The 22,628-nt window shown below is 43.7% G+C and carries 26 protein-coding genes; 11 read left to right on the forward strand and 15 right to left on the reverse strand.

The genetic code is table 11. The features are described from left to right. Positions 1–15: 15 nt before the first annotated feature. Positions 16–546: a peptide deformylase gene (gene def, locus EC846_RS17510; protein ID WP_004773212.1), complete on the reverse strand. Its 531-nt coding sequence runs from the start codon at positions 544–546 to the stop codon at positions 16–18. A 123-nt stretch (positions 547–669) separates the two neighbouring features. Between def and EC846_RS17515 the strand changes: the two genes are divergently transcribed. The 3 genes from EC846_RS17515 to EC846_RS17525 are packed head-to-tail and all read left to right on the forward strand — an operon-like array spanning position 670 to position 3,568. Then, complete coding sequence (locus EC846_RS17515) at positions 670–1,821, forward strand: LysM peptidoglycan-binding domain-containing protein (protein ID WP_004773213.1); 1,152 nt, start codon at positions 670–672, stop codon at positions 1,819–1,821. A gap of 8 nt (positions 1,822–1,829) precedes the next feature. Continuing rightward, positions 1,830–2,960 (forward strand): DNA-processing protein DprA, encoded by a 1,131-nt coding sequence (gene dprA, locus EC846_RS17520; RefSeq protein WP_123775911.1) that lies wholly within the window; start codon positions 1,830–1,832, stop codon positions 2,958–2,960. A 38-nt stretch (positions 2,961–2,998) separates the two neighbouring features. Further along, positions 2,999–3,568 (forward strand): L-threonylcarbamoyladenylate synthase, encoded by a 570-nt coding sequence (locus EC846_RS17525; protein WP_123775912.1) that lies wholly within the window; start codon positions 2,999–3,001, stop codon positions 3,566–3,568. A gap of 397 nt (positions 3,569–3,965) precedes the next feature. Here the strand turns inward: EC846_RS17525 and EC846_RS17530 are convergent, their stop codons facing one another. Together EC846_RS17530 and EC846_RS17535 are read right to left on the reverse strand one after the other, a co-directional pair. Further along, a complete protein-coding gene (locus EC846_RS17530; protein WP_123775913.1) occupies positions 3,966–4,886 on the reverse strand; it encodes a DMT family transporter in 921 nt (306 codons plus the stop codon). A 103-nt stretch (positions 4,887–4,989) separates the two neighbouring features. Next, positions 4,990–5,643 (reverse strand): TetR/AcrR family transcriptional regulator, encoded by a 654-nt coding sequence (locus EC846_RS17535; protein WP_171254662.1) that lies wholly within the window; start codon positions 5,641–5,643, stop codon positions 4,990–4,992. Positions 5,644–5,779: 136 nt separating this feature from the next. Between EC846_RS17535 and EC846_RS17540 the strand changes: the two genes are divergently transcribed. The 5 genes from EC846_RS17540 (at position 5,780) to EC846_RS17560 (ending at position 10,753) form a co-directional block, all read left to right on the forward strand. Further along, a complete protein-coding gene (locus tag EC846_RS17540; RefSeq protein WP_123775914.1) occupies positions 5,780–7,000 on the forward strand; it encodes an MFS transporter in 1,221 nt (406 codons plus the stop codon). Between the two features lie 315 nt (positions 7,001–7,315). Then, positions 7,316–8,530, forward strand: a complete 1,215-nt coding sequence (locus tag EC846_RS17545; protein WP_123775915.1) for an MFS transporter — start codon at positions 7,316–7,318, stop codon at positions 8,528–8,530. A 16-nt stretch (positions 8,531–8,546) separates the two neighbouring features. Further along, complete coding sequence (locus tag EC846_RS17550) at positions 8,547–9,320, forward strand: AraC family transcriptional regulator (protein WP_123775916.1); 774 nt, start codon at positions 8,547–8,549, stop codon at positions 9,318–9,320. Positions 9,321–9,437: 117 nt separating this feature from the next. Further along, complete coding sequence (locus EC846_RS17555) at positions 9,438–9,983, forward strand: glutathione peroxidase (RefSeq protein WP_123775917.1); 546 nt, start codon at positions 9,438–9,440, stop codon at positions 9,981–9,983. A gap of 173 nt (positions 9,984–10,156) precedes the next feature. Then, positions 10,157–10,753, forward strand: a complete 597-nt coding sequence (locus tag EC846_RS17560) for a hypothetical protein (RefSeq protein ID WP_123775918.1) — start codon at positions 10,157–10,159, stop codon at positions 10,751–10,753. Between the two features lie 60 nt (positions 10,754–10,813). On the opposite strand, the gene EC846_RS17565 is transcribed toward EC846_RS17560, so the two are convergent. The 11 genes from EC846_RS17565 to EC846_RS17615 all read right to left on the reverse strand — a co-directional run bounded on the left by EC846_RS17565 (position 10,814) and on the right by EC846_RS17615 (position 19,608). Next, on the reverse strand, positions 10,814–11,299 hold the full coding sequence (locus EC846_RS17565) for a DUF2846 domain-containing protein (protein WP_069579207.1): 486 nt from the start codon (positions 11,297–11,299) through the stop codon (positions 10,814–10,816). Positions 11,300–11,431: 132 nt separating this feature from the next. Continuing rightward, a complete protein-coding gene (locus EC846_RS17570) occupies positions 11,432–11,851 on the reverse strand; it encodes a F0F1 ATP synthase subunit epsilon (protein WP_005228378.1) in 420 nt (139 codons plus the stop codon). 28 nt (positions 11,852–11,879) lie between these two features. Then, positions 11,880–13,274, reverse strand: a complete 1,395-nt coding sequence (gene atpD, locus EC846_RS17575) for a F0F1 ATP synthase subunit beta (protein WP_004656517.1) — start codon at positions 13,272–13,274, stop codon at positions 11,880–11,882. A 30-nt stretch (positions 13,275–13,304) separates the two neighbouring features. Next, positions 13,305–14,174: a F0F1 ATP synthase subunit gamma gene (gene atpG / locus EC846_RS17580; RefSeq protein WP_004773227.1), complete on the reverse strand. Its 870-nt coding sequence runs from the start codon at positions 14,172–14,174 to the stop codon at positions 13,305–13,307. 77 nt (positions 14,175–14,251) lie between these two features. After that, positions 14,252–15,796, reverse strand: a complete 1,545-nt coding sequence (atpA, locus tag EC846_RS17585) for a F0F1 ATP synthase subunit alpha (protein WP_004773229.1) — start codon at positions 15,794–15,796, stop codon at positions 14,252–14,254. A gap of 42 nt (positions 15,797–15,838) precedes the next feature. Beyond that, positions 15,839–16,375 carry a F0F1 ATP synthase subunit delta gene (locus EC846_RS17590; protein WP_004773231.1) on the reverse strand — a complete coding sequence of 179 codons (537 nt, stop codon included), beginning with the start codon at positions 16,373–16,375 and terminating at the stop codon, positions 15,839–15,841. 11 nt (positions 16,376–16,386) lie between these two features. Further along, positions 16,387–16,857 carry a F0F1 ATP synthase subunit B gene (locus tag EC846_RS17595; RefSeq protein WP_004773233.1) on the reverse strand — a complete coding sequence of 157 codons (471 nt, stop codon included), beginning with the start codon at positions 16,855–16,857 and terminating at the stop codon, positions 16,387–16,389. Between the two features lie 39 nt (positions 16,858–16,896). Further along, the gene (gene atpE / locus EC846_RS17600) at positions 16,897–17,142 is read right to left on the reverse strand and encodes a F0F1 ATP synthase subunit C (RefSeq protein WP_000424060.1); all 246 of its coding nucleotides are present in this window, start codon (positions 17,140–17,142) and stop codon (positions 16,897–16,899) included. A gap of 82 nt (positions 17,143–17,224) precedes the next feature. After that, positions 17,225–18,100 (reverse strand): F0F1 ATP synthase subunit A, encoded by an 876-nt coding sequence (atpB, locus tag EC846_RS17605; protein WP_004773235.1) that lies wholly within the window; start codon positions 18,098–18,100, stop codon positions 17,225–17,227. A gap of 99 nt (positions 18,101–18,199) precedes the next feature. Further along, positions 18,200–18,598, reverse strand: a complete 399-nt coding sequence (locus EC846_RS17610) for an ATP synthase subunit I (RefSeq protein WP_004773236.1) — start codon at positions 18,596–18,598, stop codon at positions 18,200–18,202. 170 nt (positions 18,599–18,768) lie between these two features. Next, complete coding sequence (locus tag EC846_RS17615) at positions 18,769–19,608, reverse strand: metal ABC transporter substrate-binding protein (protein WP_123775919.1); 840 nt, start codon at positions 19,606–19,608, stop codon at positions 18,769–18,771. Between the two features lie 220 nt (positions 19,609–19,828). Here EC846_RS17615 and EC846_RS17620 point away from each other — a divergent pair, with 220 nt between their 5' ends. From EC846_RS17620 to znuB, 3 genes are read left to right on the forward strand one after another with little or no spacing between them, the layout of a single operon-like run. Beyond that, entirely contained in the window at positions 19,829–20,326 is a 498-nt protein-coding gene (locus EC846_RS17620) for a transcriptional repressor (RefSeq protein ID WP_004773240.1), read from the forward strand. Then, complete coding sequence (gene znuC, locus EC846_RS17625) at positions 20,299–21,087, forward strand: zinc ABC transporter ATP-binding protein ZnuC (RefSeq protein WP_069579211.1); 789 nt, start codon at positions 20,299–20,301, stop codon at positions 21,085–21,087. Before EC846_RS17620 ends, znuC begins: the two co-directional genes overlap by 28 nt. A gap of 3 nt (positions 21,088–21,090) precedes the next feature. Further along, positions 21,091–21,900, forward strand: coding sequence for a zinc ABC transporter permease subunit ZnuB (gene znuB / locus EC846_RS17630; RefSeq protein WP_123775920.1), 810 nt, complete (start codon positions 21,091–21,093; stop codon positions 21,898–21,900). A 7-nt stretch (positions 21,901–21,907) separates the two neighbouring features. On the opposite strand, the gene EC846_RS17635 is transcribed toward znuB, so the two are convergent. Next, on the reverse strand, positions 21,908–22,531 hold the full coding sequence (locus EC846_RS17635) for a LysE family transporter (protein ID WP_123775921.1): 624 nt from the start codon (positions 22,529–22,531) through the stop codon (positions 21,908–21,910). Positions 22,532–22,628 lie beyond the last annotated feature (97 nt).

The following is a 22,628-nucleotide window of genomic DNA, read 5'->3' on the forward strand; positions in this document are numbered from 1 at the left end:
CATCGTCGTTACAGTTTAGCGTTTAACTGCAACTTTCTCTTTATCGCGTTGGCGCACCACTTTTTCCACTTTTTCACGTGCACGCTGACGTTTTAAAGGCGATAAATAATCGACAAAAAGTTTGCCATTTAAGTGATCCATTTCATGTTGGATACAAACAGCGAGAAGTTCGTCAGCTTCTAACTCAAATGCTTGACCTTCAAGGTTAATTGCCTCGATTTTTACGCGTGACGGACGCTCAACTTTGTCGTATATTTGAGGCACAGAGAGACAGCCTTCTTCATAAGGCTGAGTATCTTCGGTCAGTGGAATGACTTTGGGGTTAATGAACACCATCGGTTGGTTTTTCTCTTCCGAGATGTCCATAACAATAAGCTGAATATGATGATCAACCTGAGTTGCCGCCAAACCGATACCTGGTGCTTCATACATGGTTTCAAACATATCTGCTGCAAGCTGACGAATTTCATCAGTGACTTCTTCGACTGGCTTGGCAATGGTACGAAGGCGGGGATCAGGAAAACTTAAAATAGGTAATAAGGCCATACTGTCGTCCTCACTTATGCCATTGATCAAAAAACCAACTGAAGGGAATGCTTGATCAAAAAAATTGTGTGTAAAGTCGTTATTATAGCGCAACTACACACATAATTTTTAGGAATTATGATAATGAAAAAGGTTTTAAACGGCATACCATCATTTCATGCCTTGGGGTTAAAAAAACAACTGATTGCAGCTGCAATTTGTGCAGGATTGGGGATGAGTGTCAATTTTGCGCATGCAGCCAGCCCGAATGTTAGCCCACCTGCGGTGAAAGTAGGTGCTCCGCATGTCTATGTGGTGAAAAAAGGCGATACGCTCTGGGATATCTCGGGTAAATTTTTAAAGAAGCCATGGCGCTGGCCTGAAATCTGGGCAAGCAATAAACATGTCAAAAATCCACACTGGATTTATCCAGGGGATCGCCTATTACTCTGTAGCCTGAACGGTAAGCCGTTGATTGGTAAAGATGAAGGCGATGGCTGTGACGGTATTATTCGCCGCTATACAGGCAATACGTCTACCCTGCGCCCGCAAGTCCGTGTTGAAGCACTGAACAATAGCGTGCCTGTTATTCCATTGACACATATTCAGCAATGGTTAGAGCGCACTTCTGTGCTGCCAGCAGACGCGATTGCCAATACACCTTATATTCTTGGCACTGCTGATAACCGTGTTATGGCAGGTAAAGGCCAGAGTGTTTATGTGCGTGGCCAAGGCCTTGAAAATGGCCAGCGCTACGGCGTATTCCGTGAAGGTGAACCCTATGTAGTACTGGATCAGAATGGTAAAAAACAGAATCTTGGCGTTGAACTGACGCAAGTTGCCTCAGGTGTGGCGATTCGTAGTGAAAATGACATTACTACGGTTGAACTGACCGATAGCTATAATGGTGAAGTACGTCGTGGCGACCGTGTTATGGCTGAACAGGATGCCATGCTTCCGACCCTGTTCTATCCAACCGACGCCAATCAGGTCAAAGACGGCGGTAAAATTATCCGTGTGATGGGTTCTATCGGTACAGCCGCAAAAAATGGTGTCGTAACCGTGGATCGTGGAACGGTTGATGGTGTTGAGGTCGGTCAGGTATTTAGTATCTATCAAGATGGTGAAACTGTTCGTGACCCAAAAACCAAAGAACAAGTGAAACTACCAGGACAATATTTGGGTAGTGTCATGATCTTCAAGAGTTTTGACCGTATCAGCTATGCCTATGTACTCGAAAGCGAGTTACCAATTAAGCTTGGCTCAGATATCAAACCACCACGTCTTGACGATTAAGGCCTAAGATGTTGAATCAATTATCACCTCATCACTACCATACTGTGCTGGTGTGGTACTTGGTTCAACATTCGCTTTCCAGCTTCCAAAAGATCCAGCAGCATTTCGGTAGCTGTGAACAGGCCACACAAAGTCATCGTTTTGCAGAATGGTCTCAACTTGGCCTGCATGCCAATCATTTAAAACGTTTAGCGGAATTCCAGACAGCACAAGGCCAGCAACAATTTGAACAACTGATTCAATTGATTTGCCGCCATAGTGATTTTATTTTAACGCCCGAAGATATTGGCTATCCAACGCAACTGCTGCCTTATACAGATCGTCCACCTATTCTATTTGGGCAAGGTCAGGCGCAAGCGCTGTTACAACCTCAAATTGCCATGGTCGGCAGTCGCAAACCGAGTCCTCACGGGCGACAAGTTGCCTATGATTTTGCTTATTATTTAAGTGAAAAAGGTTTCTATATTAGTAGCGGCTTGGCTCATGGCATTGATCAAGCAGCCCATCAAGGTGGTCTGGTTCATCAGCGTACTATCGCAGTGACAGGTACAGGACTAGACACCGTCTACCCTGCCCAGCATAAACAACTGGCACAACAAATTACCCAGTCAGGCGCAGTAGTGACTGAATTTCTACCCACGACCATGCCCTTACAACAACATTTCCCTCGGCGGAATCGTATTGTCAGTGGTTTAAGTCTAGGTGTATTGGTGGTCGAAGCTGCACTTAAAAGCGGTTCATTAATTACTGCCAATGAAGCTGCCAGTCAGGGAAAAATGGTATTCGCCATTCCGGGACATATTTATAGTGAACATCATCAGGGCTGTCATCAGTTGATCCGCGAAGGTGCAATTCTGGTAGATCATCCTGAACAGGTGATTGAAGATCTGGCTTTACCTACACAATGGCAAGCCCAACAACAACCAGCAACAGATATTGCCTCTGCACCGCCAACGCTACCCGCTCATTTAATTGAGCTCTATCAAGTTTTAGACTGGATTGGACAAGATCTGGATCAACTGGCGCAACGCTATTCTGCACCTATTGCTGAATTAACGGCCCAATTAATGGAACTAGAATTACTCGGTTTAAGCATGCAACAGGCAGGTCGCTATTTACGTTGCCGCCCAATGCATTAAACTAGTCATCTCTCCCTCTGCTATTATATTGACCTCGCATGATCACCTCTTCTATTTCTGAAGCAGCACAACTTTTAAAACAAGGACAGGTTCTGGCTTACCCAACCGAGGCGGTCTGGGGTTTGGGCTGTGACCCTTATAATGAACAGGCTTTTCAGGAGATTCTGGAACTCAAACATCGTCCCGTTGAAAAAGGCGTCATCTTATTAGCAGGTCATTTAGATCAGGTTGAACATTTACTACAAGGTTTAAGTAACGACATTCGTCAGCAAGTGATTCACAGCTGGTCAAATCGCCAGCCAACTGAACGGGCCACAACATGGCTATTACCAGCTGATCAACATATTCCAACATGGATCAAAGGTCAGCATCCTCTGGTGGCGGTGCGTGTCACCACCCATCCTTTATGCGTGCAACTGTGCCAACATTTTAATGGATTTATTGTCTCGACCAGCGCCAATCCAGCAGGCCAAACACCTGCTCATAGTCTGGCAGATGCTCAAGCGTATTTTGCTGACGCATTACATTATCTAGAAGGTGATCTGGGATTGAGTCGGGAGCCGAGTCGTATCCTCAATGCACTAACGGGTGAAATTATTCGGGCTTGATGATTTAGGTGAATAGCGGACAAAAAAAAGCTCAGTTATATAGGGATAACTGAGCATAAAAAGGATGTGTATAATCACATCCAGAGGGTTCATCAATTCGGTAAGCAACTTATTCATTCTAAAATGAATCATTTTGCTGTGGCTGGTATTATGAGCCAATCATTTCATTTATACAAATATATTATTTATCTAACAAAAAATGTGAAAAGCGTACCTTTTTTGTCACTTCAACCTTTTTAATAAAATTATATTTTTATTTTTATTCAGCTTTTTTTGAGCCTAAACCTTCACTATCTTTAAAAATATAGTTGCAAATCAGGTAGAAAGGAGAATCATTCAAAAAATAAATTAGTGCGTTTGTCTATTTTTTAAACAAACACACCTATGGCTTTCATCTTTATGAGGCAGACTCTGCTAATTTGACTGGTGCTTTAAGGGTTTTCTTTTGTGCCATGATGATGCCCACCAGAATCATGACACCACCAATGGTATGGTAAATAGTCCAGTGTTCCGATAACCACAGACTGGCAATAATCGCGGTGAATACTGGCATCAAGTTCATGAAAATACTGGTACGGTTTGGCCCAATCGCTTGCACGGCGACCATCCATAACAATGGTGCAATCAATGACGGGAACATCCCTGCATAAAGCACACTGGCCGCATTTTCAGCATTGATCCCATCCAGCCCCAACCACAATAAGAATGGCAAGTGATAAATCAGGGCAAAGGCAATCTGCACATATAAACTGGTCATCAATGGCAACTGAACTTGCCATTTTTTCAGGAACACACCATAGAAGGCATAGAATCCCACGGCCAATACCATGACCGCATCGCCCCAATGACCACCCTGCTCAAACAGGCTAGAAATACGCCCCTGACTCATGACATAAATCAAGCCAGCAAAAGACAATAAACTCCCGAAAATGGCATAGCGATTCGGTGTATCTTTTAAAATAATGTAAGAAATGAAAATGGTAAAAATAGGCACAAAGGCATTTACGATTCCCATATTCGTCGCGGTGGTATAGTGCGCTGCGGTATAAGACAGCCCTTGATACAACACCATCCCAAATGCACTGAGTACCGCCAGTTTAGGAATGAATGGACGAATTAAAGCACGTTGCTTCCAGACTTTTGGCAACATAAAAGGGGTCAAGATCAGGAAGGCAACAAACCAGCGATAAAAGCTGATACTGACTGGGGAAATATAGTCTGCCACATAGCGAGTTACCGCAATATTGAGTGACCAAATCAACACGGCAATCAAAGGCAATACAAATGCCCATTTTTGGTATTTCGTTAACTGACCCATCATTTTCTCACAATATCTCAGCAATGGATGTATTGTGGAAGATGTCCAAAATAATTGAAATATCGTATTTCAGACATTTATATCGCGCTTACGACATCCCTGCCTAGAACAGCTCCCAAGCACGCATGGCATGTTCCACAACTTTATGCAGTTGCTCAACCGTTGCGCCATCTCGAGCCTGAATGGTTAAACCTTGTACCACGGTGGCATAGAAGTCTGTCATTTCCTGCAAAGGAGCAGTTGCTGCCAGATCACCGTTCGCTACGCCCTGCTCTAAACGTTCAAACAGTTTCTGCTTGGTTTGCAAACGTTTTTCCAGAATATTATGTTGCACCGCCTGCGCATTATCCGAGCAGTTCATCGTTGCCACCACTAGCATACAGCCTGCTGGTTTATTGGGCTGTGCCAAACGTTTGACGTTGTCATATAGATACAGCTCAAATGCAACTTTGGCAGTTTTGGCTTCTAAGAAAATAGGGACAATTGGACATGCTTCATGTGCCAGATAATAATCGATGCATTTATAAAACAGTCCGGCTTTATCACCAAAACTACTGTATAGACTCGGTGCAGTCAGTTCCAAAGCCTGAGTCAAATCACTGATCGACGTCGCTTCATAGCCATTCGCCCAGAACAACAACATGGCTTTTTCCAGCGCCTGCTGCTCGTCAAAACACTTCGGACGACCACGCTTCTTTTTTAAGCTGTCATCACAGGGTGCTACTGTTGGCTCATGTGCATTTGTCATAACTGTCACAAATATTTCATAACGATCACTATTAAATTAATTGACGCACGCACTTTAATCAACTATTTTATTTTATATCGATCGTTATAAAAACGAATGTTCTTTCAATTTTATTGTTATCTCTATAACAATAAAGGGAATTATTATGGAAAACTCCACGCCCGCTGAGCTAAGTGCACTTGAATCTAATCCATCTCAAGGTAACTGGTTTGCCTTACTGTCTGTCACCTTTAGCGCTTTTGCCTTAGTCACTGGCGAATTCCTTGCCATTGGTGTACTCAATGATATCGCGCGTGACTTTCAAATCTCAGTCGGAACAGCAGGTCTCACCGTTTCTTTAACCGCAATCGTGGGTATGTTTGCTGCGGTACTGATTCCGATCTCAGCCAAAACAATGGATCGGCGTTCGCTGTTATTAATGCTCACCCTGTTAATGATCATTGCCAATTTGCTCACCGCATTTGCACCTAATTTCATGATTTTATTGTTCGGACGAATCATCTTAGGCGTTGCAGTTGGAGGATTCTGGGCAACTGCTGTTGCATTAAGTGGTCGTCTGGCACCCCCTCATTTACCCATTGCCAAAGCGACTGCATGGGTGGCTTTCGGGGTAACCTTAGCCAGCGTGTTAGGCGTACCAATGGGCACATGGCTTGCTCAATATAATGGCTGGCAAACCTCTTTCACGGCGATTTCGCTCATGGGCATCTTGCTTTTGATCTTCCAGTACCTCTATCTACCTCAATTAAAGCCCTCTTCATCTTTGCGCTGGAAAGAGCTGCCAATCTTGGTACAACATCCTGCCGCCCGCAAAGGACTGATCATTTTTCTGTTTATGGGGTTTGCCCACTTTGCAGCTTATAGCTACTTTTCTGCCTTCTTTAAACATCAGGTCGATTTTTCGGATAGCCTGATCAGCCGTTTACTGCTGGTCTACGGGATTGCAGGGATTTTTGGTAATGTTTTTGCAGGCTACCTCGGACAGATCAATATCCGTTATACCTTTGCAGTGAGTGGTGTTGCGTTCTTGCTTGCATTTTTAGCCCTTCCTCTAGTCGGGGCAAATGTCATGCTTGCCATTGTCTTAACAGCTTTATGGGGCTTTGCCTACGGGATTATTCCAACTGCTGTGAATATCTGGATGTTTACGCATGCACCTGAAGCGGTTGAAAAAGGTATGCCAATGGTGACATTGACCTTTTTAATCCTGATTGCGCTGGGCAGCATGTTCGGTGGCATTATCGTTGACCATTTTGATGGCTCAATCTTATTCTTCGCGATGCTTCCGCTGGTGCTTTGTTCACTTATCCTGATCTTTACACTGGCACGCGGCTTAAATAATCCTAAAGTCACTTATAAAAATTAGTCTTTAGCCTACAGATCAAACAGGAGATTAAACGGCTTCTGTTTGCTCTGTGAGAAAAATCCAGAAATTTGCTTTTCCTCTTATACAGTTCGCCCACTCCCATGATTCAGGGCGACTGTATTTTTCTTGAACAATCTCCTGCGTACTCATGATGACAGCTCATGCATAATTCTTATAAATGCCACATATATTTTTATAACAATCATTATAAAATTAATTGACGTCTCTCTTTTTATTCTTTATTTTATTTCATAGTGATCGTTATAAAATAAAACTTTAGCTTTTGTCCTTGTGCTGATACCTCAGGAAAATCCCATGCAACAATCTACATCTTCAGACGTACGACCCACGCAAACCACACAAGGAAGTTGGTATGCCATTTTAGCAGTTGCCATCGCAGCCTTTGCACTGGTCACCAGTGAATTTTTACCTGTCGGCGTGCTCAACAGTGTCGCAGCCGACCTGAATATCTCAGTGGGCACAGCAGGCTTGATCATTACCTTGCCAGGGGTGATGGCTGCAATTGCAGCACCGCTCTTGCCCGTTTCCGTGAAGCAGCTTGATCGACGCTATGTATTGATCTTGCTGACCGCAATTATGGTGATTGCCAATACCATTACCGCCTTTGCAGAAAGCTTTAATGTTCTGTTATTGAGCCGTTTGGTGTTAGGCATTTCAATTGGTGGTTTCTGGGCAACTGCGATTGCGTTGAGTGGCAAACTGGCACCGCCTCAGTTACCCATCGCTAAAGCAACCGCCATCGTCATGGCAGGTGTGACCTTTGCCACTGTACTCGGTGTTCCGATCGGCACCTGGCTTAGCGAGTTTTACGGGTGGCGCAGTGCATTTGGTATTACTGCTGGCATTGGCTTGATTGTCTTGGTGGTACAACTGATTTTCTTGCCTGAACTAAAACCTGATTCAGCCATTCATATTCGCGATTTACCGGCGTTATTACGTACCCCCAAAGCACGTAGTGGCATGTTAATCGTTCTACTCATCGGTCTCGCCCATTTCTGCGCGTATAGTTATCTGGCACCATTCTTTAAGAACATTGCTGGATTCAACGGCACCACCATCAGTTCCCTGTTATTGCTCTATGGGATTGCGGGTATTTTCGGTAATGCATTTGCAGGCTATAGTGGTAATCTGAATGTACGCTATACCCTCGCCTTTGTCGGGATCTGTTTTGCGATTGTGTTCTTTGGTTTCCCGATCTTTGCAATTCATGAGTTTGGCGCGATTGTATTAACCGCACTCTGGGGTTTTGCCTTCGGCGCATTTCCAACCTCGGCCAATATCTGGATGTTTGTGCATGCACCGCATGCGGTAGAAAAAGGCATGCCTTTGTTCGTTGGCATGTTTCAGGTCATGATTGCAACTGGTTCATTACTTGGCGGTTATGTGGTCGATCATTTCAATGAAAACATCCTGATTTATGGCGTCATCAGCTTTGTGGCTTTGGCATTGATTAGTATCTTCACTTTAGCCAAAGGCTTGAATAACCCTAAAATGACGTGCGAAAACTAAAAGTGAGCCTCCCTGAATGAAGCATAACCTTGCTGAACAATTTCCCTTGCTACGCGATATAGAAGTCCATGAATTTCTATATCAAAAGGATGATATTGTCAGCCCGCATTCTTCGCTCTGGGGGGATTTTAATTTCAGTTTGAACGGAACTTTAGAGTTTGATATTGAAGGGCAATATTACCTCTCGCCTCCCAGCTATGGACTGTGGCTGCCGCCTCGCACTGAGCACCAGTCACTTCCTGTTGAGCATGAAATCCACTATATCTGTATTCGATTACATCCGCGGCTCGGCGCATTTTTGGGCGAAGTTTGCCGTTGTTTTAGTATTGAACCTTTTTTCCGCGCGCTGGTCATTCATATTCTGGAACAGCAAAAACAGGCGACAGCACCTGAGTATCTCGAACACCTGTTTCAGGTTTTATATGATCAGCTGAAACAGGCACCCGCTTATTCGCATTATCTCCCGCAAAGCACGCATCCCGTTCTTTCTCCAATTCTGGAACAGCTTGCAGACCCAGATTTATTTCATCTCAGCCTACAGAAAGTCTTACAAAACTTTGCGGTCAGTGAGCGTCATGTGTTACGTCTCAGCCAGCAAGAGCTGCAATTGTCTCTATCTGAATGGCGTAATCGGGCCAAAATCATTTTTGCCATCAATCAGATTCGGCAAGGCATGACCATAAAGCAACTGGCATTTACGCTCGGTTATCATCATAGCTCCAGCTTTATTGAATTCTTTAAACGCTATACTGGACAAACGCCGATCCAGCTTAAAAATGCAGCAAGCTAAACAAATCCTTGGTTTTGCTTATTATTTGTATGTATTGCAAACAAGAGGATTGCACTCAGCCTCAATAGCAGTTAAAACAAACAGGTCTTGTCACAACAACAAATTAGGACGTATCCCATGAGCCAGTCGGTTTATCATATCCCTGTTAAGGACATCAAAGGTCAGGATGTCGATCTTGATCAATATCAAGGCAAAGTGCTTTTGATCGTAAACGTTGCATCTAAATGTGGCTTAACCCCACAATACGAAGGCTTAGAGAAACTGTATCAAGCCAAGAAAGATCAAGGTCTGGAAATCCTCGGCTTCCCTGCTAACAACTTTTTGGAACAGGAACCAGGAAGCAACGATGAAATTCAACAATTCTGTTCACTGAATTATGACGTGCACTTCCCGCTTTTCGCCAAGATCTCGGTTGCGGGTGATGATAAACATACTTTATATCAGACATTGACTCAGGCAATTCCTGAACGTACAGGTGAAGGCCCTTGGTGGAAAGATCTGGTTGATTACGGCTTAACACCAAACAACCCACCTGAAGTGTTATGGAATTTTGAAAAATTCCTCATCAATAAGAACGGTGAAGTGGTTGCCCGTTTTGCACCTGATATTACGGCAGATGATGAGCGCATTGTCAGCGCGATTGAAGCCGAGTTAGCAAAATAAGCATTAGAAATGTAGAGAAAAGAATAGCTTATCTATTCTTTTCTTTTAAGCTCCTAGACAGTTCCTTCTACCATTTTCCTACATCAAACTGTTGCTGAATTGCAAAAATCACTTTTTTCTCCACATTTTCTCATTATAGTGACGCTCTTCTCATAATCTGGTGCAGTTCAGCCATGATGGAACATTTCTCTATCAAAGCCATTCTCTCAGTAACCACCTTGGTTAGTCTCTTAACGCTGGCAGGTTGCGATCAGATTCCTCATGACAATGAGCAAGCTGAGCAAAACACTGAGATTGAAAAATCAATAACAACCTCTGAAGATATAGAACGTGAAGCAAGCATTGCTCAGGACACTCAGAATCTGAGCAAAGGCAATATGCTGAATATCGCCCGCGATATTGCCAAGTTGCAAATTGAAACTGATGACTATGTAACGCTACTCAAGCAATCACAAAGCAATCTTGAACAAGCCATTCAAGATAAAAATGTCCAGAAATTACAGCATACAACAGGCGATTTAAACCAAGAGCTACATGGCTTGCATGATGCTTTATTATCGTTAAATTTAAGAAGCAATGAAGTGGATCAGATCCGCCAAAACTTATTAACTGCAAATCAAAAACTGTTAAATATGCCGTTATTGCATGGTCAAACTGATCTTTCAAAAATTGATTTTGCCAAGATTGAAAAGCAATTCAACACCATTCAAATGGATATGGTGAAACTGGCAACCTTAGTACTCGGCAATAAAGATGATTCAAACGCTTAAAGTCCGTTTATTTTAATTTTCGATTCCCCATAAAAAAGCCACCTGACGGTGGCTTTTTTTTTACTTTTTATCGAGCGTAATCGTTGGTTTGCTGCATTTACCAGATTGTGCAAGTTTATATTCACTCACCGCTTTTTTCCCAGTTTCATCATCAACCTGTTTCACATTTGCACCACCGACAAATGCACCCATTTTGATCGATTGTTGAACAAAGTAATTTTTACCTGGTTCTGTTTTAAGTACCAAATGATTAGGTGAAAATTCTGATTCAGTCGAGATTGTATGCTCTTGATTGCCTAAAACTTCCTTTAAGAAAAATGTGCCACGAGCAGTTTCACCTAAACATTCCCCATCTACCCATACATCTTTCTTGAGTGCCGCACCCACAACACTATTTGAACGATAAACATAAATTGCGGCATTACCCTCAGAAGGAGCTGCAAGTTTCTTGGCTTGTTCGTTCAGTTGATTGTTCGCTGGTGGTACCGATGCACACCCCACAAAAGCCACAGCAATGAACAATGGAAGACTTTTTATCATTTTCATGATGATTTTTACTCTTTGGTTTAATAATTCTAAATATGCTTGGTAATTTATAGAAAATTTATAATTATTCAAGATATCTAAATAAAAAAAGCCACCTGACGGTGGCTTTTTTCAATCTCGAACCTGCAATAATTAAAGTGCGCGGTTTTTGATTTTACGAATCGTTTCAAGCTGAGCTGCAGTTTCTGCAAGCGAAGCAAGTGCAGCAGCAGAATCCAAATCACTCTTTTGGTTGGCTAACAATTGTTCAGCTTGTTTACGAGCTTCCATAATTGCAGCTTCATCCAAGTTGTCAGCGCGAATTGCAGTATCTGCAAGCACGGTCACAACGTGAGGTTGAACTTCTAACACACCGCCTGATACATAAACGATTTCTTCTGTACCATTTTCCAACTGAACACGAATCGGGCCCGGTTGGAGCAAAGTTACGAGTGGCGCATGTCCTGGTAAAATACCAAGCTCACCGCCCGCACCTTTTGCGATTAACATCGTAACTTGTCCAGAGTAAATCGACTCTTTAACACTTACAACATCACATTGCATAGTCGCCATGAGAATCTCCTTAAATTAGAGTTGCTAATTAAAGTTTCTCGGCTTTAGCAATCACTTCGTCAATACCACCAACCATATAGAACGCTTGTTCTGGGATGTGATCGTATTCACCAGCTAATAGACCTTTAAAGCCACGAATCGTTTCTTTAAGTGGTACTAATTTACCAGGTGCACCAGTAAAGACTTCAGCTACGTGGAACGGTTGAGAGAAGAAACGTTGGATTTTACGCGCACGGTAAACAACCAATTTATCTTCTTCTGCTAACTCGTCCATACCCAAGATTGCGATGATGTCTTTAAGCTCTTTATAACGTTGCAATACGTTCTGTACAGAACGTGCAATTTCATAATGCTCAGCACCAACCACTAATGGGTCTAACTGACGTGAAGTTGAGTCAAGTGGATCGATCGCTGGGTAAATACCAGAAGATGCGATGTCACGGCTCAATACAACTGTAGCATCCAAGTGAGCAAACGTAGTTGCTGGCGATGGATCTGTTAAGTCATCGGCAGGTACGTATACTGCTTGGATCGATGTGATCGAACCAGATTTAGTAGACGTAATACGCTCTTGAAGAACACCCATTTCTTCTGCAAGTGTCGGTTGGTAACCTACTGCAGATGGCATACGACCTAACAATGCTGATACTTCAGTACCCGCAAGTGTATAACGGTAGATGTTGTCGACGAACAATAATACGTCACGACCTTTACCATTTTCGTCTTTTTGATCACGGAAGTATTCAGCCATAGTCAAACCAGTTAACGCTACGCGTAAACGGTTACCTGGTGGCTCGTTCATCTGACCGTAGACCATTGCTACTTTGTCAAGAACGTTAGAATCTTTCATTTCGTGATAGAAGTCGTTACCTTCACGAGTACGCTCACCAACACCAGCAAACACAGATAAACCTGAGTGAGCTTTCGCGATGTTGTTGATCAACTCCATCATGTTAACGGTTTTACCAACACCGGCACCACCGAACAGACCAACTTTACCACCTTTCGCGAACGGGCAAAGTAAGTCGATGACTTTAATACCAGTTTCTAAAAGGTCAGTCGAAGCTGCTTGTTCAGCATAAGAAGGTGCTTGACGGTGAATCGGCAAACGCTCTTCAGTCGCTACAGGACCTGCTTCATCGATAGGGCGACCCAATACGTCCATGATACGACCAAGTGTCGCTGGACCTACTGGAACAGAAATCGGTGCATTTGTGCTAGTTACATTAAGGCCACGTTTAAGACCTTCTGTAGAACCCATTGCGATGGTACGAACAACACCATCGCCAAGCTGTTGCTGAACTTCTAAAGTAGTTTCAGTACCGTCAACTTGGAGAGCGTCATAGATCTTAGGAACGCTATTGCGCTCAAACTCGACGTCGATAACCGCGCCGATGATCTGAATGATACGACCGCTACTCATTGCTGTCTCCTCAATTCAAACTTAATAATGTTAAACGGCAGCGGCACCGCCAACGATCTCGGAAATTTCCTGAGTAATCGCGGCTTGACGCAGCTTGTTGTAAATGAGTTGTAGGTCTTTAATCAGTTGTCCTGCGTTGTCTGTCGCTGCTTTCATCGCGACCATACGAGCTGACTGCTCACATGCAACGTTTTCAATCACACCTTGATAAACCATAGACTCGATATAGCGAACCAACAAACCATTTAACAATTCTTCTGCTTCTGGTTCGTAGATATAGTCCCAACCATAAGTACGGTTGAGGTCATCGCCTTCTTCTGCCGGTGCTAAAGGAACAAGTTGTTCTACTTTAGGCTGCTGAGTCATTGCATTGATGAAGCCATTTGAAACGAGATAGATACGATCTAGTTCGCCTTTATCAAATGCATCAAGCATTACTTGTACTGAGCCTGTTAACTGTTCCAAACTCGGCGCATCGCCAAGTTGGGTCGTTGCACCAAGCACTTTACCGCCGTAATTCTTAAAAAACGAAACCGCTTTTTGACCAATCAAAGCAAATTCAACTTCAATTGACTGCTGTTGTTGTGCTTTGACATGCTGCACAACTTTCTTGAACAAGTTAATGTTCAAGCCACCCGCCAAGCCACGATCTGAAGATACAACGATATAGCCAACGCGCTTAACTGGGCGTTCAACCATATAACGATGTTTGTATTCAGGGTTTGCTTGTACCAAGTGAGCAATTACACGGCGCATATTATCGGCATACGGACGGCCCTGAGCCATGCGCTCTTGCGCACGACGCATTTTCGAAGCAGCTACCATTTGCATCGCGCGAGTAATCTTTTGCGTGCTCTTGATACTAGCTACTTTGGCGCGAATTTCTTTTAAATTTGCCATACGCTTAACCTAGTATTCGAAAGCTCTTTCGAGCTTCCGAAGGTTGATCCGTGAACCAAACTTAACTAAAGATAAACTTAGTAAGTTTGAGTCGCTTTGAAGCTCTCAATACCTGATTTGATTGCTGCTTCGATGTCTTTGTTGTAATCACCAGTTTCATCGATCTGTTGCATTAACGCAGCATATTCAGAACGGAAGTAAGAGATTAACGCAGCATCAAAGTCTACGATTTTCTTCACTTCTACGTCAGCCATATAGCCTTCGTTAGATGCATAAACAGATACAGCCTGGTCAGCGATTGAGTAAGGAGCATATTGTTTTTGCTTCATTAACTCAGTTACACGTTGACCATGCTCAAGTTGCTTACGAGTTGCTTCGTCAAGATCAGAAGCAAACTGAGCAAACGCAGCCAATTCACGGTATTGCGCTAGAGCGGTACGGATACCACCAGACAATTTTTTGATGATCTTAGTTTGCGCAGAACCACCAACACGAGATACAGAGATACCCGCGTTCACAGCAGGACGAATACCTGCGTTGAATAATGATGTTTCTAAGAAGATCTGACCGTCAGTAATCGAAATTACGTTCGTTGGTACGAATGCAGATACGTCACCAGCTTGAGTTTCAATGATCGGTAATGCAGTTAAAGAACCAGTTTGACCAGTTACTGCACCATTCGTGAATTTCTCAACATAATCAGCTGAAACGCGCGAAGCACGCTCAAGAAGACGCGAGTGAAGATAGAATACGTCACCTGGATACGCTTCACGACCTGGTGGACGACGTAAAAGTAATGAAATTTGACGGTAAGCAACAGCTTGCTTAGACAAATCATCATAAATGATTAACGCGTCTTCACCACGATCACGGAAGTATTCACCCATTGTACAGCCAGAGTACGGAGCTAAATACTGCATTGCTGCAGGATCAGCGGCCGCAGCTGCGACAACAGTTGTATACGCCATAGCGCCAGTTTCTTCTAGCTTACGTACAACGTTTGCAATTGTTGATTGTTTTTGACCAATCGCAACGTATACACATTTAATGCCAGAGTTTTTCTGAGCGATGATCGCATCGATCGCCATTGCTGTTTTACCAGTTTGACGGTCACCAATAATCAACTCACGCTGACCACGACCTACAGGGATCATGGTATCAACTGATTTATAACCAGTTTGAACAGGTTCGTCGACAGACTGACGCCAAATTACACCTGGTGCTACTTTTTCAACAGCATCAGTAAGTTTTGCATCAATAGGGCCTTTACCATCAATCGGGTTACCCAAAGCGTCTACGACACGGCCAAGAAGTTCAGGACCAACCGGAACTTCTAATACACGACCTGTACAACGAGCTTTTTGACCTTCTTGAAGGCTTAGGTAGTTACCTAAAACAACGGCACCCACTGAATCCTGTTCTAGGTTCAGTGCCATACCAAATAAGCCGCCGTCGAATTCGATCATTTCACCGTACATTGCATCCGCAAGACCGTGAATACGCACGATACCGTCAGATACCATGACGATGGTACCTTCATTCTTAGCGGTCGCGCTGGTGTCCAGATCGCCGATACGCTGTTTAATGAGCGCACTGATCTCGGATGGATTCAGTTGTTGCATTGCGCTATTCCTCAATCTTTTTTAAGTTCAGTCTTTTTGCTGTTAGGCAAGAAGACGAGTCCGCATTTTTTCAAGCTTGTTAAGCGCAGAGTCATCTATCACTTGGTCGCCTGCACGAATCACAACACCTGCGATTAACGCTGGATTAACGTTGACAGTAACCTGAACGGTTCTGTTAAAACGTTTTTCAAGCGCATGAGCCAAAATGTGCTCTTGTGTCGCATCCATTGGAAAAGCAGATTCAATCTCTACTTCCAACGTGTTGTTGTTCTGCGATTTAAGTAATTCGTATTCTGCAGCGATTTCAGGCAATAAAACCAAACGATCGTTATCCGCAAGCAATGTCAAAAAGTTAGACACTGATTGTGATTGATCTTCACCTAAAACCTTTGCAAAAAGACCTACTTGTTCCGCAGGAGTCAGCTCAGGGCGATTTAAATAAGCGGAAAATGCTTCGTCTTGCACCGCAGCACCGAGCAGTTGTAACGCATTTGACCAAGCGTCAGTTGCATTCTGCTCAGATGCATAAGCAAATGCTGCTTTGGCGTACGGGCGTGCTAACGTCAAGAGTTCAGCCATATTCGCCTCGCTTAAAGTTTAGCAGCCAGCTGATTCAGCATGGCATTATGAGCTTCTGCGTCAACTTGTTGGTTCAGAATTTTTTCTGCGCCAGCAACTGCCAAAGCAGCAACTTGTTGACGTAATTCTTCGCGAGCAGAATTGATGTCTTGATCAACAGTTTCTTTCGCCTGTTGACGAATACGCTCACCTTCAGCAGATGCCTGGGTACGCGCTTCTTCGACCAATTGTGCTGCACGACGGTTCGCTTGTTCGATCAATTGAGCCGCTTGTGCTTTTGCTGCGTCTAATTCTGCCTTAACTTGTGCTTGCGCATCAGCAAGGTCAGCTTTTGCTTTTTCAGCAGCATTTAAGCCATCAGCGATTTTACGCTGACGCTCACTAATCGCATTGATTAGTGGTGGCCAAACAAACTTCATGCAGAATGCGACAAAAAACGCAAATGCAATCGCTTGGCCAATCAATGTGAGGTTGATATTCATTTCGCTATTCCTCAATATGTGGATTTAGGAATTAAGCTATTAACCTACAAATGGATTAGCGAAGATGAAGAACAAGCCAATACCAACACCGATCATAGGCACAGCATCAAGAAGACCCGCAATTAAGAACATACGAGTTTGAAGTTGTGGAGCCAATTCTGGTTGACGAGCAACAGCTTCTAAGAAGCGACCACCTAAAAGACCGAAACCAATCGCAGTACCTAAAGCACCGAAAGCGATCAAGATAGCAGATGCAATTGCAACTAGACCTAAAGTGAGTTCCATGAAAAATTCCTCAGAGGTTAGGTTATTACCAAATTAAACTAAAATTTAAGCCCAACCATCAGGTGACAGTTAGGCAATACCATTAATGCTTTTCGCTTGCCATGCTCAAGTAAACGATGGTCAGCATCATAAAGATAAATGCTTGCAGCGTGATTACGAGAATGTGGAAGATAGCCCAAGGCACAGATAACGCCCACTGGATCCAGAACGGCAATAATGCGATCAAGATGAAGATCAACTCACCCGCATACATGTTACCGAACAGTCGTAGAGCCAACGAAACTGGACGAGCAAGGAAAGTTACTAATTCCAAAACTAAGTTCACTGGAATCAATAACGCTTTTGCAAATTTGTTACTTGGGTTGAATGGGTTAAGTGCCAATTCACCGACGAAACCGCCGATCCCTTTCTCACGAATACTGTAGAACAAGATCAAGGCAAATACTGACAAAGACATACCTAAAGTAATGTTAGGGTCAGTAGATGGAACAATCTTGAAATACACGTGGTGAGGGTCCATACCAAACACACTTGCACCAATTTGTTGAGCTAGATAAGGAACCCAGTCAACAGGGATTAAGTCCATTAAGTTCATGAGGAAAATCCACACGAAAATGGTTAATGCCAATGGCGCAATTAAGCGTGATTTGCCGTGGAAAGTATCACGAACACTTGAGTCAACAAACTCGATAATCATTTCGATTGCTGACTGGAATTTCGTTGGAACACCTGCGTTAGCAGCTTTCGCAACGATCCAGAACATCAAACAGAAAATCACACCAAGTCCGATAGACCAACCCATTGAATCCAAGTGAATTGCAGTGAACCCCATCGATTGAGCTTCTTCAGCAGTCTCAGCCAATTTCCATGTACCGTCAGGCATTTTGCCATAGGTCATATTGGTCAAGTGATGCTTGATATACTCGGTCGAAGTCAGGGCATGTTCTTCAGCAGCCATAAATCACACCTGGTCAATGTCAATCATTAAAAAGAAGAGAAACGAATCGTGCGGATGGCAATGATTCCGCTTCTACTTCCAAAAATCTTAAAATGTGTCTTAAACTCGTTTTTGTAGACGTGCCACCCAAAATGGCGCGACCCACGACATCGCTTGTACGAGAATAAATCCACAAAACAATGCAACCGGTGACAGCGGTTTAACATTGCTCAAAATTAATATAAAACCCACGATCACAATCGCAAACTTACCGAGCATCCCTCGGTACATATTCAGCATGACTTGTTTTGATGCTCTTGCGCCTGCCGTTCTAAACGACTGCCAAGCAAAATAACAATGTGCCAACCAACATACCAAAGCCCCAAGCGCAGCACTCAAAGCAGCAGTTGTGTCTTTCATTGCCCATGCCAGTAAAGCGGCAACGGGAATCATACATGCTTGTAAGAAGACCAAAGCTTTTGCTAATCGTCGGTCAATCATGCGACTAGTTTGGCTCATTTTTTACCCACTTACAGCAGAACTGCTTGACAAGTTTTAATCATGATCGTTTCGAATCGCAGGCATTATAGAGTTACACCCCTGAACATGCAATCTTTTCTCGACTTAAGTCTGGTTTTTTCGTTACCATATTTTTTGACGCTAGAGTCAATTGATTTTTATTTTTTTCATCAATTTTGTGCACTTATTACGCATTTATCGGTTTTTGAAGCCAATTTTTTCCACGCTGTTACAAAATCGTCTTCACCACGCATGCTTTCATCGACGGGTTGGAAAACTACTGGGTTCATTTTTTGGTACTGACTCGAACTTGCTGTCGTTTCGGCCAATAAGCACATTTTATTCTGCGGACGATTGTCTCTTAAGTACTTAATTTGCGCTGCTGTCGGTGCAATATGTGGATCATCGGTCAAAGCGCCCGCAAATTTTAGATTTAATGCTCTTTCCAGATACTGATAGGCATCGTGATAAGACCAATAGTTTTTCGCCTTGCTTGAGCTTTCATATTGTTGTGATGCCTGCAACATTTGTTGTGAGAATGCTTTGGCATTGGCAAGATATTTGGCTTTATTTTCTGGATGTTGTTGTGAACGTAAAGTTGCAATAAAGAATGCAATACGTACGGCATTATTTGGTTCTAACCAGACATGGCTATCCACTGTGTTCGCCAAAGATGCACCACGCAGATTACGCTGTGGCAAAACGGTTAAAATACCCGAGTCTAATAGCGCAATCGCTTTACGGTTCTGGTTCAACATCTTTTCGAGAGGCGCTTCATGCGATTTGCCCAACCAGATAACGAGAGAGGCATCCTGAATCGCTTTACGGTGTGCAGGTGTTAGTTGTACATCATGACCACTTTGGTCTTTCAACAAAAGAACAGGTTCTTCCACCCCTTCCGTGACTTCTTTCGCAATCAGGTAAATTGGATGTGTTGAAACCACCAAGCTTTGTGTCCAGCCCCATGTGCTTAATATTGAAAACAAGACGAGAACAATTAGGCGGGACATCACAATATTACTCAATTTGGCGAAGCATGTTATAATATAACAAAAGTTGCAAAATACCTATGTCTATTTTCAGATTTGCCGCACTATCCGTCGTGCGCTTCACTTATATAGATAGTTATCATAAATTGCATGTTATGATAGCAGGGCTATTGAGACATCAGCGAGCCATTCTGTGCCAGTGAAGAATCAATAGACTCTACAAAAACAATGAGGTCAATCTATGAGTTCTTGTTCACATGAACATGACAATGCTTTACATGGTGTTCACGGTCATCACGATATTAAAGCGCGACTTGCCGAAGCAGAAATTTTATGTACTGCGACTGGCGCACGCCTAACACCTTTACGTAAAGAAGTCCTTGAACTCATTTTGAATGCCTCTGCACCAATGGGTGCTTATGACTTGCTGGCTAAAATAAAAGGTCAGGCAGATCGACCTGCTGCGCCACCTACGGTGTACCGCACTTTAGACTTCTTATTAGAAAAAGGTCTGATTCACCGCTTAACATCTATTAATGCCTATATTCCATGTTGTCACCCACGTGAAGGACATCAGGCTGCATTTTTGATTTGCACTGAATGTCATTCTGTAAAAGAAGCCTCCGCTCAGGGACTGATCCAACAACTTGATCAACTTGCTGCCTCAGACCAGTTTTCTGCTCAACATAGCATTATTGAAATTTCTGGAAAATGTCATCAGTGCAGCACACTTCAATAAGCACTCCACTTATTCAACTGGAGGGTATCTCGGTTCGACTGGATGAACGGGATATTTTGAGAAATGTCGATTTTTCGCTACAAGCAAAAGAGATTGTGACGCTGATCGGTCCCAATGGTGCAGGTAAATCAACTTTAATTAAAGTTCTGCTCGGGATCATGTCACCGACTAAAGGCAACATACATTTCTCAAAGAAATTAAAGCTGGCTTACGTACCACAGAAGTTTAATCCTTCTGCCAGTCTACCCTTACGTGTACAGGACTTATTGGATCTGGAAGTTTGCGAAGCATCGCTTCGGGCAGAAATCATTCGCGATACGGGCATCCAGAAGTTACAGTCATCTAAAGTACAGCAACTGTCTGGTGGCGAACGGCAACGCGTTTTACTTGCGAGAGCCTTATTACGTCAGCCAGATATTCTGGTGCTGGATGAACCCATGCAAGGTCTGGACATCCAGTCCGAAGCAGAACTATACGAATATGTACGTAGCCTGCCAGAACGTTATGGCTGTGCCGTATTGATGGTCTCGCATGATTTGCAATGGGTCATGCAAGGGACTCATCGTGTCGTCTGTCTGAACAAACATATTTGCTGTAGCGGTTTACCTGAAAGTATTCAGCAGCACCCCGAGTATCAGGCCATTTTTGGTACGCAACGGATGTTCTATCAGCATCATCACAACCACTGCGGTCACAGCGATCATGCCGAGCCTTGCACCCATGATCCACGCCCACATATTCACCCTGAGCCGAAGGTCTAAGCCATGATGGAATGGTTACAACTCCTCTTACCTGCTTGGATCATGGGTTCACTGCTGGTTTTCCTGACCGCACCACTCGGTTGCCTAATGCTTTGGCGCAGAATGTCTTTCTTTGCCGATACCATGGCACATGGCACCCTGCTCGGCGTCGCAATTGCTGGAATCCTCAATTTACCGTTCTGGTTAGGCGTCGCCTGTCTGGCATTATTACTGGTGGCGATTCTCTGGGTATTACACGACTCACGCTTACCGAATGATGCACTGCTGGCTTTAAGCTCTGCCACCCTGCTCTGTTCTGGCCTGCTATTGATCCAGCAAGTGCCAAGCTTGCGTCCAGAATTGCTTAGCTATTTGTTTGGCGATCTGCTCAGCATTGAATGGACTGACTTGCCTATGTTTGCGGTCGTCATTGCGGCAGCATTGATCGTACTCTATCGTTCATGGTCAGCGCAGATCCAAATTGCCATTGATCCAGATATTGCCATGAGTGAAGGCGTCAGCGCCAACTGGCAACGTTTAATCTTCATGTTATTACTGGCATTATTTACAGTACTGGCATTACGTGCGGTGGGTTCATTATTGATGGGTGCTTTGCTGGTGATTCCAGCGCTGAGCGCTCGCCTATTGGCTCATTCTCCAAAACAAATGGTGATCTGGGCCTTTATACTGGCTCAATTCGGCGTGACGGTCGGTCTTTGGTCTAGTGCGGCGCTCAATATTTCGACGGGCTTAAGCATTGTTTTATGTATGGCACTCTGCTTTGCCACTATTTTTCTTGTACAAAAATTAAAAAGCCAAGCTCAATCTGCCTAATCGGCCATTAGCTTGACTGTTGAATCGCACTTAACAACAGTGCCGCGCCACTAAACATCACAGCAAAACCACGATTTAAATACTTTTGCTGTGAGGGTGAGCGCAGTAGTCTAAGTACTTTCGATGCCAGTCCCGTATATCCCGCCATCACAATCAGATCAATGATCACCATCGTGATCGCCATAATCAGGTATTGCAGCCACTGTGGTCGGCTCAGATCCAGAAACTGAGGCAAAACAGCGAGCAAAAAGACAATTGCTTTCGGATTACTCATATTCACCACAAAGCCTTTCAAGATTAAGGCGAAAGCCGATTGATATTGTTCCTGCTGAATCTCAATCGTTTGAATGGGTGCAGTCCACTGTTTATATGCCAGATAAATCAGATAAGCGACACCAAACCATTTCACCGCCTGAAAAGCCCACGGTGTTGTCGCAAACAGCACCCCTACCCCTGCGGCCACGATCAAGAATTGAATCATCAATGCGATCTGTAATCCAATCACATTCCAGTAGCCATGCCGAAAACCATAATTGAGACCACTCGACATAGATGCAATTGCGCCTGCGCCCGGCGAGATGCTAATCACCCAACACGCCAACATAAAAGCAAACCAAACCTGCAAAGACATAACCACAGCATCAAAACAAAAAGGTGAATTATACTGTTTTATTGGCAAGTTGCGATGATTTTTTAGGCAACAAAATTGCATAAATAAGCTACTCAGC

Origin of the sequence: Acinetobacter sp. BIGb0102, assembly GCF_003815055.1 — a bacterium.
Taxonomy (GTDB): Bacteria; Pseudomonadota; Gammaproteobacteria; order Pseudomonadales; family Moraxellaceae; genus Acinetobacter; species Acinetobacter vivianii.

Coding starts and splice junctions, on each gene's coding strand:
- def (WP_004773212.1), bottom strand. CDS start 546: ATGGCCTTATTACCTATTTTAAGTTTTCCTGATCCCCGCCTTCGTACC.
- EC846_RS17515 (WP_004773213.1), top strand. CDS start 670: ATGAAAAAGGTTTTAAACGGCATACCATCATTTCATGCCTTGGGGTTA.
- dprA (WP_123775911.1), top strand. CDS start 1,830: ATGTTGAATCAATTATCACCTCATCACTACCATACTGTGCTGGTGTGG.
- EC846_RS17525 (WP_123775912.1), top strand. CDS start 2,999: ATGATCACCTCTTCTATTTCTGAAGCAGCACAACTTTTAAAACAAGGA.
- EC846_RS17530 (WP_123775913.1), bottom strand. CDS start 4,886: ATGGGTCAGTTAACGAAATACCAAAAATGGGCATTTGTATTGCCTTTG.
- EC846_RS17540 (WP_123775914.1), top strand. CDS start 5,780: ATGGAAAACTCCACGCCCGCTGAGCTAAGTGCACTTGAATCTAATCCA.
- EC846_RS17545 (WP_123775915.1), top strand. CDS start 7,316: ATGCAACAATCTACATCTTCAGACGTACGACCCACGCAAACCACACAA.
- EC846_RS17550 (WP_123775916.1), top strand. CDS start 8,547: ATGAAGCATAACCTTGCTGAACAATTTCCCTTGCTACGCGATATAGAA.
- EC846_RS17555 (WP_123775917.1), top strand. CDS start 9,438: ATGAGCCAGTCGGTTTATCATATCCCTGTTAAGGACATCAAAGGTCAG.
- EC846_RS17560 (WP_123775918.1), top strand. CDS start 10,157: ATGATGGAACATTTCTCTATCAAAGCCATTCTCTCAGTAACCACCTTG.
- EC846_RS17565 (WP_069579207.1), bottom strand. CDS start 11,299: ATGAAAATGATAAAAAGTCTTCCATTGTTCATTGCTGTGGCTTTTGTG.
- EC846_RS17570 (WP_005228378.1), bottom strand. CDS start 11,851: ATGGCGACTATGCAATGTGATGTTGTAAGTGTTAAAGAGTCGATTTAC.
- atpD (WP_004656517.1), bottom strand. CDS start 13,274: ATGAGTAGCGGTCGTATCATTCAGATCATCGGCGCGGTTATCGACGTC.
- atpG (WP_004773227.1), bottom strand. CDS start 14,174: ATGGCAAATTTAAAAGAAATTCGCGCCAAAGTAGCTAGTATCAAGAGC.
- atpA (WP_004773229.1), bottom strand. CDS start 15,796: ATGCAACAACTGAATCCATCCGAGATCAGTGCGCTCATTAAACAGCGT.
- EC846_RS17590 (WP_004773231.1), bottom strand. CDS start 16,375: ATGGCTGAACTCTTGACGTTAGCACGCCCGTACGCCAAAGCAGCATTT.
- EC846_RS17595 (WP_004773233.1), bottom strand. CDS start 16,857: ATGAATATCAACCTCACATTGATTGGCCAAGCGATTGCATTTGCGTTT.
- atpE (WP_000424060.1), bottom strand. CDS start 17,142: ATGGAACTCACTTTAGGTCTAGTTGCAATTGCATCTGCTATCTTGATC.
- atpB (WP_004773235.1), bottom strand. CDS start 18,100: ATGGCTGCTGAAGAACATGCCCTGACTTCGACCGAGTATATCAAGCAT.
- EC846_RS17610 (WP_004773236.1), bottom strand. CDS start 18,598: ATGAGCCAAACTAGTCGCATGATTGACCGACGATTAGCAAAAGCTTTG.
- EC846_RS17615 (WP_123775919.1), bottom strand. CDS start 19,608: ATGTCCCGCCTAATTGTTCTCGTCTTGTTTTCAATATTAAGCACATGG.
- EC846_RS17620 (WP_004773240.1), top strand. CDS start 19,829: ATGAGTTCTTGTTCACATGAACATGACAATGCTTTACATGGTGTTCAC.
- znuC (WP_069579211.1), top strand. CDS start 20,299: ATGTCATCAGTGCAGCACACTTCAATAAGCACTCCACTTATTCAACTG.
- znuB (WP_123775920.1), top strand. CDS start 21,091: ATGATGGAATGGTTACAACTCCTCTTACCTGCTTGGATCATGGGTTCA.
- EC846_RS17635 (WP_123775921.1), bottom strand. CDS start 22,531: ATGTCTTTGCAGGTTTGGTTTGCTTTTATGTTGGCGTGTTGGGTGATT.